Origin of the sequence: Rhodovarius lipocyclicus, from assembly GCF_009900765.1 — a bacterium.
Taxonomy (GTDB): Bacteria; Pseudomonadota; Alphaproteobacteria; order Acetobacterales; family Acetobacteraceae; genus Rhodovarius; species Rhodovarius lipocyclicus.
Map to the genome: position 1 here is coordinate 1 of NZ_JAAABL010000019.1, position 14,352 is coordinate 14,352.

14 protein-coding genes and 2 tRNA genes are annotated in these 14,352 nt (G+C 67.9%); 3 read left to right on the forward strand and 13 right to left on the reverse strand.

Annotated elements, in window-relative coordinates:
* The 6 genes from GT007_RS13260 to GT007_RS13285 all read right to left on the reverse strand — a co-directional run.
* On the reverse strand, nt 1–175 hold a 175-nt coding region (locus GT007_RS13260), incomplete at its 3' end, for a GTP-binding protein (protein ID WP_236571573.1).
* Between the two features lie 68 nt (nt 176–243).
* Nucleotides 244–317 (reverse strand) — tRNA-Gly (locus tag GT007_RS13265).
* A 61-nt stretch (nt 318–378) separates the two neighbouring features.
* A tRNA-Tyr gene (locus tag GT007_RS13270) sits at nt 379–461 on the reverse strand.
* Between the two features lie 83 nt (nt 462–544).
* Nucleotides 545–1,864 carry a chromate efflux transporter gene (chrA, locus tag GT007_RS13275; RefSeq protein ID WP_160122107.1) on the reverse strand — a complete coding sequence of 440 codons (1,320 nt, stop codon included), beginning with the start codon at nt 1,862–1,864 and terminating at the stop codon, nt 545–547.
* A gap of 61 nt (nt 1,865–1,925) precedes the next feature.
* Nucleotides 1,926–2,228, reverse strand: coding sequence for a hypothetical protein (locus GT007_RS13280; RefSeq protein ID WP_160122108.1), 303 nt, complete (start codon nt 2,226–2,228; stop codon nt 1,926–1,928).
* Between the two features lie 65 nt (nt 2,229–2,293).
* Nucleotides 2,294–3,025: a sulfite exporter TauE/SafE family protein gene (locus tag GT007_RS13285; protein ID WP_160122109.1), complete on the reverse strand. Its 732-nt coding sequence runs from the start codon at nt 3,023–3,025 to the stop codon at nt 2,294–2,296.
* Nucleotides 3,026–3,218: 193 nt separating this feature from the next.
* Here GT007_RS13285 and GT007_RS13290 point away from each other — a divergent pair, with 193 nt between their 5' ends.
* From GT007_RS13290 to GT007_RS13300, 3 genes are all read left to right on the forward strand, one after another.
* Nucleotides 3,219–3,893, forward strand: a complete 675-nt coding sequence (locus tag GT007_RS13290; protein WP_160122110.1) for a GntR family transcriptional regulator — start codon at nt 3,219–3,221, stop codon at nt 3,891–3,893.
* Nucleotides 3,894–4,246: 353 nt separating this feature from the next.
* A complete protein-coding gene (locus GT007_RS13295; protein WP_408015550.1) occupies nt 4,247–6,091 on the forward strand; it encodes a ribonucleoside-diphosphate reductase subunit alpha in 1,845 nt (614 codons plus the stop codon).
* 384 nt (nt 6,092–6,475) lie between these two features.
* Entirely contained in the window at nt 6,476–7,522 is a 1,047-nt protein-coding gene (locus GT007_RS13300; protein WP_160122112.1) for a ribonucleotide-diphosphate reductase subunit beta, read from the forward strand.
* 60 nt (nt 7,523–7,582) lie between these two features.
* On the opposite strand, the gene gloA is transcribed toward GT007_RS13300, so the two are convergent.
* The 7 genes from gloA to bamA are packed head-to-tail and all read right to left on the reverse strand — an operon-like array spanning nt 7,583 to nt 14,292.
* The gene (gloA, locus tag GT007_RS13305; RefSeq protein WP_160122113.1) at nt 7,583–7,969 is read right to left on the reverse strand and encodes a lactoylglutathione lyase; all 387 of its coding nucleotides are present in this window, start codon (nt 7,967–7,969) and stop codon (nt 7,583–7,585) included.
* Nucleotides 7,966–8,829, reverse strand: coding sequence for an LpxI family protein (locus GT007_RS13310; RefSeq protein ID WP_160122114.1), 864 nt, complete (start codon nt 8,827–8,829; stop codon nt 7,966–7,968). Before GT007_RS13310 ends, gloA begins: the two co-directional genes overlap by 4 nt.
* Entirely contained in the window at nt 8,826–9,644 is an 819-nt protein-coding gene (gene lpxA, locus GT007_RS13315; protein WP_160122115.1) for an acyl-ACP--UDP-N-acetylglucosamine O-acyltransferase, read from the reverse strand. Before lpxA ends, GT007_RS13310 begins: the two co-directional genes overlap by 4 nt.
* Entirely contained in the window at nt 9,641–10,087 is a 447-nt protein-coding gene (fabZ, locus tag GT007_RS13320) for a 3-hydroxyacyl-ACP dehydratase FabZ (protein ID WP_160122116.1), read from the reverse strand. The genes lpxA and fabZ overlap by 4 nt, the downstream gene beginning before the upstream one ends.
* Nucleotides 10,080–11,141 carry a UDP-3-O-(3-hydroxymyristoyl)glucosamine N-acyltransferase gene (gene lpxD, locus GT007_RS13325; RefSeq protein ID WP_160122117.1) on the reverse strand — a complete coding sequence of 354 codons (1,062 nt, stop codon included), beginning with the start codon at nt 11,139–11,141 and terminating at the stop codon, nt 10,080–10,082. Before lpxD ends, fabZ begins: the two co-directional genes overlap by 8 nt.
* Before the next feature lie 6 nt (nt 11,142–11,147).
* The gene (locus GT007_RS13330) at nt 11,148–11,930 is read right to left on the reverse strand and encodes an OmpH/Skp family outer membrane protein (RefSeq protein ID WP_160122118.1); all 783 of its coding nucleotides are present in this window, start codon (nt 11,928–11,930) and stop codon (nt 11,148–11,150) included.
* 19 nt (nt 11,931–11,949) lie between these two features.
* Nucleotides 11,950–14,292 (reverse strand): outer membrane protein assembly factor BamA, encoded by a 2,343-nt coding sequence (gene bamA / locus GT007_RS13335; protein ID WP_160122119.1) that lies wholly within the window; start codon nt 14,290–14,292, stop codon nt 11,950–11,952.
* Nucleotides 14,293–14,352: the final 60 nt, after the last annotated feature.

Genomic DNA, 14,352 nt, shown 5'->3' on the forward strand with positions numbered 1-14,352 from the left:
GAGCGCGCTCCTCGGGAGCCTTGTCGATCTGGTCATACGCCGTGAAGGACGCACCACCGGACTTCGCCAGCACCTTGGTGATCGCGGCCGTCAGGGACGTCTTGCCATGATCCACATGGCCGATCGTGCCAATGTTGCAGTGCGGCTTGTTCCGCTCGAATTTGGCCTTGGCCATCAGACTACTCCGTCTGTTCCGTCAAGTAACCCTGTTGCAACCTGGCCCTCTGGTGCCGCCCGCCCGCGTGGAGCGGGTGACGGGAATCGAACCCGCACAACCAGCTTGGAAGGCTGGGGCTCTACCATTGAGCTACACCCGCGCAGCCCCACCACGGGGCGAATACGCAAGCTACCTGCCACCTGGAAACAACCAGGCAGATATGGAGGGGGCTGGATTCGAACCAGCGTAGGCGTGAGCCAGCGGATTTACAGTCCGCCCCCTTTAGCCACTCGGGCACCCCTCCGCGAAGGCCGCGGGAGTTTCCTGGCAGCAGGTGGGGCGGGTTATGGCGGAATGGCGCGTCCTGTCAACGTGGGGGGCGCGAAATTACACCAGCCCCAGCACACGCGCCGCCACACCCAGCCCCGCCGACAGCGCCAGAACCGGCAGAACACCAAGCTTGCGCCACAGCAGCGCCGCCGCCGCCGCCAGCGAAATCGCCAGCGGCACCCATTGCAGGCTGGCCGGCTCCGGCCATTCCACGCCCAGCCAGCCGGGCCGCAGCTGCGCGAACACCACACGCAGCGCGAACCACACGGCCAGATTGGCGATCACGCCCACCACCGCCGCCGTCACCGCCGCCAGCGCGCCCTTCAGGCGCGCGATATCGTGCAGGCGCTCGATGAAGGGCGCCCCCAGGAAAATCCAGGCGAAGCAGGGCAGAAAGGTGACCCACAGCGTCAGCGCGCTGGCCGCCACGCCGCCCCAATAGCCCCCGCCATGCCGGAACCCCGCGAGAAACCCCACGAATTGCAGCACCAGGATCAGCGGCCCGGGCGTGGTCTCCGCCAGGCCCAGCCCCGCCAGCATCTCGGGCGCCGAGAGCCAGTGGTAATGCTCCACCGCCTCCTGCGCGACATAGGCGAGGACGGCATAGGCGCCGCCGAAGGTCACCACCGCCATCTTGGAGAAGAACCAGGCGACATCGCCCATCACGCCGCCCGATTCGCGCAGCAGCACCACGGGCCAGATCCACAGCGCCAGCGCCACCAGCCCCGCCCGGCGCGCGCCCGGCGCCATCGCCGCGATGTAACCGGGATGGGCGGCCAGATGCGCGTCCAGCAGGCTGTCGCCCCCCTGCCCCGCCTTGCCATGCCCGCCCGTGGCGAAGGCATGCGGAACGGCCAGCCCCAGCAGCCCCGCCGCCAGCACCACCAGCGGAAAGGGCACGCCGCCCAGGAACAGCGCCAGGAAGGCCGCTACGGCGGCACCCCAGGCCACCCGCCCGCGCAGCGCCCGCCGCGCCACCTTCAGCAGCGCCTCGATCACCAGCACCAGCACGGCGGATTTCAGCCCCAGGAACACCGCCGAGATCACCGGCACCTGCCCGAACGCCGCATAGACCAGGCTGAGCGCCAGCAGCACCAGCGCCCCCGGCAGCACGAACAGCAGCCCGGCGGCCACGCCACCGCGCACGCCATGCATCAGCCAGCCCAGATAGGTGGCCAGCTGCATCGCCTCCGGCCCCGGCAGCAGGGTGCAGAAATTCAGGGCATGGAGGAATCGGGTCTCGCTGACCCAGCGGCGGCTTTCCACCACCTCCCGGTGCATCAGCGCGATCTGGCCGGCGGGCCCGCCGAAGGAGAGGCAGCCGATGCGCAGCCAGACGCGGAAGGCCTCGGCGAAGCTGGGAAAATTCTGGCTCATGGCGCGCCCCACTGGAGGCACCCTGTCTAGGGCGGCCGGGGGCCGCGCCGGAAGCGCTGTCTCAGGAGAGCCGCGCGGGCGCGATCTCCTCCGACAGCCGCTCCAGCACGCCGCTGGCGGCCAGGCGCTGGTCGCCCACCGCGTAGTTCAGCGCGGCGACGGCGCGCGCCAGGCTGGCATGGTCCCGGGTTTCCTCGGCCAGCAGGGCGTTGATCTGACGCAGCGCGGCGGTGACCGCGACCACCGCGCCCGTCACGCTGCGCACCAGGGTGGTGGGGTCCACCGCCTCCGCCGGCGCGGCGCCGGTCCAGCCCTGCGGCTGGGTGCCAAGCGGATAGATGCCCTTGGGCGGTGACTGGACCATCGTGACCTCCTGTTCGGAGGCACAACATCGCCGGCACGGGTGAAAACCCGGTTAATCCGGCACCCTCACCACAGCAGGGACAGGCCGGAGGCCAGCAGCAGCACCAGCAGCGCCACCCGGAAGGCCTGGGGCGGCAGCGCCCTGTAGGCCTTCAGCCCCGCCCAACTGCCCAGCAGCAGCGCGGGCAGCGCCACGGCCAGCATCACCAGGGTGTCGCGCGTGTAGTAGCCCTTCCAGGCCAGGCTGGCGCTGGCCGCGATCTGCAGCCCCACGATGAAGGGCTGCATCAGGGCGCGGGCCTCATCCTTGCGCAGGCCCTGGATATCCACCCACAGCGCCATCAGCGGCCCGGTGAAGCCGCCGATGCCGCCCAGCACGCCGGAGCCGAACCCCACCGCCACATCCACCGCCCGGCTGGGCGCGATGGCCGGGGGCGGCCGGCGCAGCACCAGGCGCAGCAGCATGTAGGTGCTGTAGAGGATCAGCAGCACGCCCACCCCCGCCACCAGCAGCCCCACGCTGCCCGCGCCCAGCAGCCACACGCCCAGCGGCGTGCCCACCAGCCCCGGCAGCAGATACAGGGCCAACCGGCGCCAATCGATGGCATGCCACACCGCGCGCAGGGTCAGCGCCTGCACGCACAGGCTGCACATGGTCAGCAGCGGCGCGAGTTCCTGCGGCGAGATGAAATGCAACAGCACGCCCGCCGCGATCAGGTTGAAGGCGAAGCCCGCGACAGCCGAACAGAAGGACGCGCCCAGACAGACCAGGGCGAGCACGATCAATTCAAAAGGCATAGATGCAGGGGATCAACGGAAAGGCCATCTGGTCTGGGCGCGCGGTACGCCCGCGCGCCCAGCCAGGGCTGCCTTGCAAAGACGTTTCCTCGTTGCATGGAAGATGCCACGGTCTTGTATCAGACACAAGTGCCTTCGCACCGCAAAAAGACCGCTTGATCCCGAACCCCTCCGCCATCAGTCTCCGCCCCCCATGAAACTGACCAACCAGCCATTGTACGCCAAGGCCGAAGCCGTGCTGCGCGAGCGCATCGCGGATGGCACCTGGCCGCCCGGCATGGCCCTGCCGGCCGAGCCCACTCTGGCCGAGGAGCTGGGCGTTTCCCAGGGCACCCTGCGCCGCGCGCTGGCGGAGCTCGAACGCGCCAACCTGATCCTGAAGGTGCATGGCAAGGGCAGCGTGGTGGCGGTCCACACCACGGAACGCGCGCTGTTCCACTTCTTCCGCCTGCGCCGGGCCGATGGCGCCAAGGCCCAGGCCAGCTCCATGCTGACCGCCATCCGCACCGAGGGCGCCGAGATCGTCGTCGAGCGCCTGCGGCTGATGGACGGCCAGGCCGTGATCCGCGAGCGCATCGCCCTGCCGGCCGAGCGCTTCCGCGGCTTCGACCTGCCGCTGAACCGGGAGCTGGAGCACGAGATGTATGTGCACTACCAGCGCGCCCATGGCGTGACCGTGGCCCATGCGGAGGAAAGCATGGCCGCCGAGATCGCCGATGCCGAAACCGCCCGGGTGCTGCGCCTGCCCCCCGGCACGCCCGTGCTGCGGATCGACCGCGACGCCTTCGATGTCGCGGAGCAGGTGGTGGAGCGGCGGACCTCCTGGCTCGATACGCGGGAGTATCGGTACGGGATCAGCTTGGCCTAGGAACGATTCGCGGATTCGTCCCCGCGCCGCGCCGGCCGCCCGCCTGTCACGAACCCGCCATATCCCGGGCGTTTCCGCCCCCCGCACCCTGTGGATAGCGGGGGTGGCTGTGGATGGCGGGGACGCCCCGCGGCGCCCCCTCCCCGCCCCATCCGGGCCCTGTTACGCAATGTGATCACAAGGCCCTTGAGAACTCATCACCGGCCGCCCTACTAGAACAGGATGCGAACATCGGCGGTTAGCCGCGGCTTCGCGGCCCATGCCCCTCCACGCAGCATATGGTGGGGTATCACGATCATTCAGACTATATCTTGTGGCGCGAGGTGAAATTCGGCATGTTCAGTGACAGGGGAATGCAGGGGGATGTGACCGTGTTCGATGCCATTCAGCTTCAGGGCCATCACCAGGTACAGGTGGATCGGGCTCGCGACGCCATGCTGACGGAGTTCGGCAAGGCGACGCTCGACGACCGCTATCTGCTGCCGGGTGAATCCTATCAGGACCTGTTCGCCCGGGTGGCTTCGGCATACGGCGACGATGCCGCGCATGCCCAGCGAATCTATGATTACATCTCGCGGCTGTGGTTCATGCCGGCCACGCCTGTGCTGTCGAACGGGGGTACGACGCGCGGGCTGCCGATCAGCTGCTTCCTGAACGAAGCCAATGACAGCCTCGAATCCATCGTGTCCCTGTGGAACGAGAATGTGTGGCTCGCCTCCAAGGGCGGCGGCATCGGCAGCTATTGGGGCAATCTGCGTTCGCTCGGCGAAAAGGTCGGCCAGAATGGCAAGACCTCCGGCATCGTGCCCTTCATCCGCGTGATGGACAGCCTGACGCTCGCCATCTCCCAGGGCTCGCTGCGCCGCGGCTCGGCGGCGGTGTACCTGCCGGTGCACCACCCGGAGATCGAGGAATTCATCGACATCCGCCGCCCCACCGGCGGCGACCCGAACCGCAAGGCGCTGAACCTGCATCACGGCATCCTGCTGAGCGATGCCTTCATGCGCGCGGTCGAGGCCGATGAGCCCTGGGCGCTGCTGTCGCCCAAGGACAACGCGGTGGTGCGCACCATCTCCGCCCGCTCGCTCTGGATCCGCATCCTGATGGCGCGGATGGAGCAGGGCGAGCCCTACATCATCTTCTCCGACGCCGTGAACAACGCGCGGCCCGAGCACCACAAGCTCGCGGGCCTGGAGGTGAAGACCTCCAACCTCTGCTCCGAGATCACGCTGCCCACCGGCATCGACCATCTGGGCGAGCAGCGCACGGCCGTCTGCTGCCTGTCCTCGCTCAATCTGGAAACCTGGATGGAGTGGAAGGACGACGAGCGCTTCATCCCGGACGTGATGCGCTTCCTGGACAATGTGCTGCAGAACTTCATCGACACCGCGCCGGACACCATGGCCAAGGCCCGCTACTCCGCGATGCGGGAGCGGTCCGTGGGCCTCGGCGTCATGGGCTTCCACTCCTTCCTCCAGGGGCTGAACGTGCCCTTCGAGAGCGTGGTGGCGAAGGTGTGGAACAAGAAGATGTTCAAGCACATCCGCGCCCAGGCCGACATCGCCTCCCGCCTGCTGGCCGAGGAGCGGGGCCCCTGCCCCGACGCCGCGGAATACGGCTTCATGGAGCGCTTCTCGAACAAGATGGCGATCGCGCCCACCGCGTCGATCAGCATCATCTGCGGCGGCGCGAGCCCCGGCATCGAGCCGATCGCGGCCAACGTCTACAATCACAAGACGCTGTCCGGCAGCTTCATCGTGCGCAACCCCTATCTGGCCCGCGTGCTGGACAAGCACGGCCGGAACGATGAGGACACCTGGACCTCGATCACGGTCAACAAGGGCTCCGTCCAGCACCTGGACTTCCTGACCGACCAGGAGCGCGCGACCTTCAAGACCGCCTTCGAGCTGGACCAGCGCTGGGTGGTGGAGCATGCCGCCGACCGCACGCCCTTCATCTGCCAGAGCCAGTCGGTGAACCTGTTCCTGCCGGCCGATGTGCATAAGCGCGACCTGCACCAGATCCACATGCAGGCGTGGAAGAAGGGCGTGAAGTCGCTTTATTACTGCCGCAGCCTGTCGATCCAGCGCGCGGACACCATCAGCGAGAAGACGCTGTCGGTGCAGCTGGTGCCGACGGCCAAGGCCGCGGCGAAAGCGGGCTCCACGGATTACGAGGAATGCCTCGCCTGCCAGTGAGGGCGTGATGGGGGCTTTGCCCCCATGCATTCTGGACACCCGGCGGGGCCGTAGCGGCCCTGCATCCCGGGCACTTGGCGCCAAGCCCTTCCAACATCTTCCCCTTTGCAATTGCACCCCGCTTGGCGGGACGGGCGCCCGCTGATCGGGGCCCGGGGCCGCTATGGTCCTGGCGCGGCCAGCCTGCTGGCGGTGTGGGGACAAAACCCCCGGACACCACATTTAGTGCGCTTGTCCCAGATCAAACACAAAATACGCCTCACACCCTGACGAATCAGGCGCAACCACGCCATACTCCCCATCAACGCAGGCAGCATGATTCGCGCACAACGGCGCCGATCCGCGCTACCTACGCATGATGCGTTTCTATCGAGGACGACCGCGATGCCGGATGGAACCCCCTCCACCCCTGAACTTCCCGAGAAGCTGGACCTGCTGACCGGCACCCCGGTCTACAAGCCCTTCCGGTACCCCTGGGCCTATGACGCGTGGCTGACGCAGCAGCGCGTGCATTGGCTGCCGGAAGAAGTGCCGATGGCCGACGACGTGAAGGATTGGCAGAAGAACCTGACGGAGTCCGAGCGCAACCTCGTGACCCAGATCTTCCGGTTCTTCACCCAGTCCGACGTCGAGGTGAACAACTGCTACATGAAGCACTATACCCAGGTCTTCAAACCGACCGAAGTGCTCATGATGCTGTCCGCCTTCTCGAATATCGAGACGATCCATATCGCGGCTTATTCGCATCTTCTCGATACCATCGGCATGCCGGAAGTCGAATACACGGCATTCCTGAAGTACAAGGAGATGAAGGACAAGTTCGACTACATGCAGTCCTTCACGGTCAGCTCCAAGAAGGAAATCGCCAAGACCCTGGCGGCCTTCGGGGCCTTCACCGAGGGGCTGCAGCTGTTCGCTTCCTTCGCCATCCTGTTGAACTTCCCCCGCTTCAACAAGATGAAGGGCATGGGCCAGATCGTCACCTGGTCCGTCCGCGATGAAACCCTGCACTGCCTGTCGATCATCCGCCTGTTCCGCACCTTCGTGCAGGAAAACCCGGAGATCTGGACGCAGGAACTGCAGAACGAGATCACCGAGATCTGCGCCACCATCGTGGAGCATGAGGACGCCTTCATCGACCTGGCCTTCGAGCTGGGCGGGGTGCAGGGTCTGGATGGCGCGCAGACCAAGGAATACATCCGCTTCATCGCGGACCGCCGCCTGCAGCAGTTGGGCCTGCAGCCGATCTACAACATCGAGAAGAACCCGCTGCCCTGGCTCGATGAGATCCTGAACGCGGTGGAACACACCAACTTCTTCGAGAACCGCTCGACGGAATATTCCAAGGCCAGCACCGGCGGCACCTGGGAAGAAGCCTTCGCGGAAGGCGTGTTCGCCGATGCGCAGCCGGAAGGCGAGATCAGGCTGTAAATAGAAAGGGCGCCTCACCCACCCGGGTGAAGCGCCCTTTCCTGGTTTCGGGCAAAGGCCCTATTTCCGCTCGATCAGCTCGATCTTGTAGCCGTCCGGGTCTTCCACGAAGGCAATGACCGTGGTCCCGAACTTCACCGGCCCCGGCTCCCGCGTGATCTTGGCCCCGCCGGCGCGCAGCTTGTCGCACAGCGCGTAGACATCCGGCACGCCGATGGCCAGATGGCCGAAGGCAGTACCCAGCTCATAGGTCTCGACACCGTAATTGTAGGTCAGCTCGATCACCGCGTGGGCGGGCTCGGGCCCATAGCCCACGAAGACCAGCGTGTACTTGCCCTCGGGCACGTCGCGCCGGCGCAGCTCCTGCATGCCGAGCAGCTGCGTGTAGAAGGCCACGCTGCGGTCCAGATTGCCCACGCGGATCATGGTGTGCAGAAAATTGCTCATTGGGCGTTCTCCTTCATGAAGACATCGGTCTCCAGGCTGAGCACGAAGATCCCGGCCTCATTGGCCAGTTGCAGCGTCTCCTCCCGGTCGGCCAGCACGGTGCGGGTCGCCTCGATGGCGATCCCCACCAGCCCGGCCGCGACCGCGCCCCGCACGGTGACAGGCCCCACCGTGGGCATGTCCAGCCGCACATCCTGCTGCGGCTTGGAGATCTTGACCAGCACGCCGCCCTCGCCCTCGCGGCGCAATTCCGCGGCGCGCGCCAGCAGCGCGTCGGTGCCCTCGACCGCCTCGATCCCCAGCACCATGCCCTGCTGCACCACGGCGGCCTGGCCGACATCGGCCGGCGCCAGGGCCTGCAGCACGGTGATGCCGCGGGCGATGTCAGCACGCTGTTCCGCCGTGGGCTCGGGCCCGGCCAGCAGGCCCGGCAGCGGCATCAGGTCCAGCCGGATGGAGCGCGGCGGCACCACCTCGAAGCCTTCGTCCTCCAGCACCCGGGTCGCGGCGCGCAGCAGCGTGTCGTCCCCGCCCAGCAACACGGCCTTGCCCACCCGGGCGATGGCCGCGGTCATCCAGGCATCGGGCAGCATGCTCAACAGGCTCAGGCGCTTGGCCTGGCCGCTGAGGACGATCTGCTTCACCCCCGCATCCTTGAGCGCACGGATGATGCGCCCGCCGGCGCCCACGCGGATCACCTCACACGGGTAGGCCGCGAAGATGCTGGGATCGGCGAATTCCTTGATCGCCACGATGAACACCGGCCTTCCGGCCAGCCGCGCCGCGTCCGCCAGACGCAGCGGGAAATCACCCCCGCCCGCGATGATACCCAGAGGGATTCCAGGCGAGGCGCTGCTCATGCGTCTTCCTCTTCCTCAACTGCCATGCGGCCGGGACGGATCAATTCACGCCGGCGATCGGCGCCACCGATGAAGCCCAGCACTTCCTCCACCAGCGCATTGCCGGCGAAGCGTTCGCGGGCGACCACCAGCTTCTCGGCGAACACGCCGGGGTCCTTGAACAGCAGACGGAAGGCCAGACGGATCTGGGCCAGATCGTCCTTCGAGAAGCCGCGGCGGCGCAGCCCGATGAAGTTCAGCCCCACCAGCCGCGCCGGCAAGCCGAACACATTGCCGAAGGGTGGCACATCATTGGTGACGCCCGCCAGCCCGCCCACCATGGCATGGCGGCCGATCCGCACGAGTTGATGCACCGCGGCCGCGCCGCCGATGAACACTTGCTCGCCCACCTTCACATGGCCGCCCAGCAGCACGTTGTTGGCCATGATGACCCGGTCCGAGACCTGGCAATCATGCCCCACATGGCTGCACGCCATCAGCAGGCAGTCGGCGCCGACGCGGGTGATGCCCTCGCCGCCCACGCTGCCGCGATGCACGGTCACGTGCTCGCGCAGATAGGTGCGGGCGCCGATCTCGCAACGGGTGGGCTCGCCCTTGTATTTCAGGTCCTGCGGCGGCAGGCCGATGGAGGCGAAGGCGGACAGCCGCACCCCCTCATGCAGCACCGTATGCCCCTCGATGGCGTTGTGGGAGGCAAGCTCCACGCCATCATGCAGGACCACATCGGGGCCGACCGTGCAGAAGGGGCCGATGGTGACGCCCGCACCGATGCGGGCGCCCTCGGCGATCACCGCCGAAGGGTGGATATGGCTCATCGGTCGCGGATCATCGCGGAGAACGTCGCCTCGGCCACCACCTTGCCATCCACAGTGGCCTCGCCGCTGAATTTCCATACGCTCATACGGCGTTGTGCCTTTTTGACATACAATTTCAGTTGGTCGCCCGGCCCCACCGGGCGCCGGAACTTGGCCCCCTCGATGGACATGAAATAGACCAGCTTGCCGCGGCTTTCGGCGCCCAGCGTCTCCACCACCAGCACGGCGGAGGTCTGGGCCATCGCCTCGACGATCAGCACCCCGGGCATCACCGGGTCGGAGGGGAAATGGCCCTGGAAGAACGCCTCGTTGATCGTCACGTTCTTGATGCCGATGCAGGAATCATCCGGCCGCAGCTCCACCACCCGGTCCAGCAGCAGGAACGGGTAGCGATGCGGGATCGCAGCCATGATCCCCTTCACGTCAATCACCCTGTCACTCATGGGGTCGGTCCCTGGTCTTATTCTTGCTGGTATCACCCACCAGCCGCCGCAGCGTGGCGAGTTCCCGGAAATGTTGCCGGATCGGCTGGGCGGGGGTGCCGAACAGGTCGGCCCCCGGCTCCACATTGTTCAGCACGCCGGATTGCGCGCCGATGCGCGCGCCGTTGCCGATATGGATATGCCCCACCAGCCCCGCCTGCCCGGCGAGCGTGACGTAGTCACCCAGCGTGGTGGAGCCTGAGACGCCCGCCTGGCTGACGATCACGCAGCCGCGCCCGGTGCGCACGTTGTGGCCAAGCTGCACCAGATTGTCGATGCGGGTGCCGGCCCCCACCACCGTATCGGCCAGCGCACCGCGGTCGATGCAGCTGTTGGCCCCGACCTCCACCCCGTCGCCCAGCAGCACGCGGCCCAGCTGGGGCATGGTGATGTAGGCGCCCTCGGGGGTGGGGGTGAAGCCGAAACCCTCCTGGCCCACCCGGGCGCCGGGATGCAGCACAACACCCTTGCCGCACAGCGCATGGCTGATGCTGGCATGGCTGTGGATGACGCAATTCTCGCCCAGCACCACGCCCGGTCCCACCACGGCATGGGGATGGATGATGCAGCCGGGCCCGATCTCCGCCCCCGCGCCGATCACGGCATAGGGGCCGATCTGCGCGCTGTCGGCCACCAGCGCGCCGGCACCGATATGGGCGCTGGGATGGCGCCCGCCCTCGGCCCGCGGCGCGGGATGGAACAGCAGCGCCACCCGGGCGAAAGCCAGGGCGGGCGCCTTCACCACGATGGGAACGCAGCCCGGGGGCAATTTCCCGGCCAGCTCGGCGCGCAGCACCACGGCACCGGCCCCGGTCGTGGGCAGCTTCTCGATCAGCTTGCGGCTGTCCAGGAAGGTGACCTGATCGGGGCCCGCGCTTTCCAGCGGCGCGATGCCGGTGAAAAGCCGCTCGGCCCCCGGGGGCGTGGCCTCCGGGGGTTGGGCGCCGGCGGCGGCCAGCACCTTATCGAGCGGCTGCGGACCCGCCTGCGGGTAGAAACGCGGATCAGCGGCCATGTGACCTCAGCGGCGAGGCTGCGCCGGCTGCTGGCGCGGCGTGGCGGGCGCGTTCGGCGCGGCGGCGGCCGGAGCGGCCTCACCCTCGGGCGGCACGGTGGCGCGCGGCAGCACGCGGTTCAACTGCTGGGCGATCTCCTCCGTCAGGTCGAAGGGGGGCTCGTTCAGGATCACCAGCGGGCGCGGCAGCACGATGTTCACGCTGCGGGACTGCGCCACCTGGCGGATCACGGTGCCCAGCGCGCGCTCGAATTCCACCAGCGCGGCCTGGCCGGCCTGCTCGATGGCCTGGGCGCGGTTGCGGAAGATGCGCTGCGCATCGGTGATGCGGTCCTGCAATTCGCGCTCACGGGTGCGGATCTGCTCGGGGGACAGGCCCGCGCGTTCCGTCGCCAGCGCCTGCTGGGCGTCGCGCCAGGAGTTCTGCTCACGCTGCAGGTCCTCGTTCAGCCGGGCGCGGCGGCGCTCCAGCTCCTCCCGCACCTGGGTGAAGGCGGTCGAGACGCGCTGAATCTCGGGGATATCGACGATGCCGATGACGGGCGCGGGCGGGGCCTGGCCGGCGGGCAGCGGCGGGGGCGCGGCCGGACGGGCGGGGGCCTGCGCCGGCTGGCCCTGCGGGCGCTGGGCCGGACGCTGACCGCCCTGCGCCGGGCGCTGCTGGCCGCCGGGCACGAAGAAGCCCGGATCCTGCTGCTGCGCCGAAGCGGTCCCAACCAGAACGGGGCCGGCGATCAGCCCCGTCAGAACCACGGCGCGCAGCACGCGCCCGATCACAGTCTGTGTCATGTCCATACCTGTTCCGTAGTCAGAAGCGCGTGCCGAAGCCGAAGCGGAAAACCTGGGTTTCATCGTACCGCTGCTTGGAGATGGCCTTGGCGATGTCGATGTTGATCAGGCCGAAGGGGCTGCGCCATGAGATGCCCACGCCCGCCGCGACACGCGGCGTGGCGCTGTTGAAGATATCCACCCCGCGCGGCCCCTGGCTGAGCGCGCCGGCATCGACGAAGGCCCGGCCCAGCAGGCCAAGCTCGCTCGGCAGCGGCAGTGGGAAGCGCATCTCGGCGCTGGAGGTCCACATCATGCGGCCACCCAGGCTGTCCCGGGTGGTGGTGTCGCGCGGGCCGATACCGGCCACGGCGAAGCCGCGCAGATTCTCGCCGCCCAGGAAGAAGCGGTCCACGATCCGGTCCCGCTCGCCGGAGGCGGCGAAGCGCGAGCCGAACGGATGCAGGTGGCCGAAATTGGCCGAGAGCGACAGCACATAGTCCGGGTCGCCGAACACGCGCTCGAAGGGCAGCATCAGCGCCGCGTCCACCCGGTTGCGCAGATAGGCGACGTCACCGCCCAGGCCCGCGACATCAAGGCCCCAGCGCAGCACATAGCCGCGCCGCGCCTCGATCGGGCTGTCGCGCGTATCATAGGACAGCGTCTGGGAGACCTGCGACAGCAGGGTGCGCCCGCGCTGCTCGGTGATGTAGCGCGAGGCGGTGCTGAGGATATTGTAAACGTTGCGATCCACCAGCGTGTAGGACCAGTTCTGCCGCAGCCGCTCGTTGATCTCATAGCCGGCACGCAGCGCGAAGCCCACCCGCCGCTCATAGTAACCCGAGTAGTTCTGCAGGTTGCGCTGCACCAGGAACACGTCGGCGCCAACGGCCAGGTTGCGGTCCAGGAAGGCCGGGTCGGTGACGGAGATGTCCACCTGGCTGCGGCGCTGGGCGATGGTGCCGTTCAGGCGGGCGTCCACGCCGGTACCCACCAGGTTGCGCTCACGCAGACCGAAATCGGCCAGGAAGCCGGCATCGGTGGAATAACCGCCGCCGACGCTGACCTCACCGGTCGCGCGTTCCGTCACCTGGGTGTTCACCACCGCGCGGTCATTGGCGGAACCCGGGTTGGACGTGATCTGCACGTCGCTGAAGTAGCCCAGGTTGCGGATGCGCTCGCGGGAGCGGCGGATCTGCGCGGCGTTGAAGGCATCGCCTTCGGCCAGGCGGAATTCACGCCGGATCACGCGGTCCTGGGTGCGGGAGTTGCCGCTGATGTCGATGCGCTCGACATAGATCCGCGGCGCCTCGGTGATGTTGAAGGTGAGGTCGATATTGCCGGTTTCGCGGTCGCGCTCCACCTGCGGCTGCACATCCACGAAGGGATAGCCGCGCAGGTTGGCCAGGTCGGACAGCTGCTGGGTGGCGCGCTCCACCGCGTCGCCATCGTACCAGTTGCCTTCCGCGATATCGAGGCGCTGGCGCAACGAGGCGGTGTCGAGGTTCGGGAAGGAGGTGTTCACCGTCATCCGGCGGATGCGGTAGCGCGTGCCTTCATCGACCTGATAGGTCAGGAAGAAGCTGGAACGGTCCGGCGCCAGCTCGGCCGAGGCATTGCCGACCGCCACATCCGCGAAGCCGTTGCGCAGATAAAAGCGGCGCAGCAACTCCTTGTCGAAGTTCAGCCGGTCGGGATCGAAGGTGTCGGAGGTGGAGAAGATCCGATAGAAGGCCTGCTCCCGCGTCGAGACCACATCGCGCAGCCGGCCATCACCATAGCTGCGGTTGCCCACGAAATTGATGCGCGAGACGAGGGCAGCGTCGCCTTCCGTGATCTCGTACACCACGTCCACCCGGTTCTGGTCCAGGCGGATCACCTTGGGCTCGACGCGCGCGGCGAAGCGGCCGCGGCGGGCGTACAGGTCCAGGATGCGCTGGCGATCGGCCTGGGCGAGCTGAGTGGTGAAGACGCCGCGGCTGCGCATCTGCACCTCCGGGCGCAGCGCGTCGTCGCTGATCTTGCGGTTGCCCTCGAAGGCCACCCGGTTCACCACCGGGTTCTCCTGCACCGTCACGATCACGCGGCTGCCCTCGCGCGTCATCCGCACGTCACCGAACAGGCCGGTGGCGAACAGGCTGCGCAGGGAGCGGTCGGCGCGGTCGGCGTCATAGGCGTCGCCGGGCTGCAGCAGCATGTAGCTGCGCACCGTATCGGCGTCGATGCGCTGGTTCCCGCGCACCTCGACGGCGGTGACTGGCCCGCCATTCACGGGCGCCGCCGGAGACGGGGCCCCACGGCGGCTCTGCGCCGCGCCTTCGGTGGCGGCGAGCGGGGCCAGGCAGACGGTGGCCAGCAAAAGGCCGCGGAGCGTGGTGTTCAAGGGGCGCATCGTTCCTGTCTCAGCGGCGGGCAACATAGCCGGGTGCAGCAAGCACCGCTA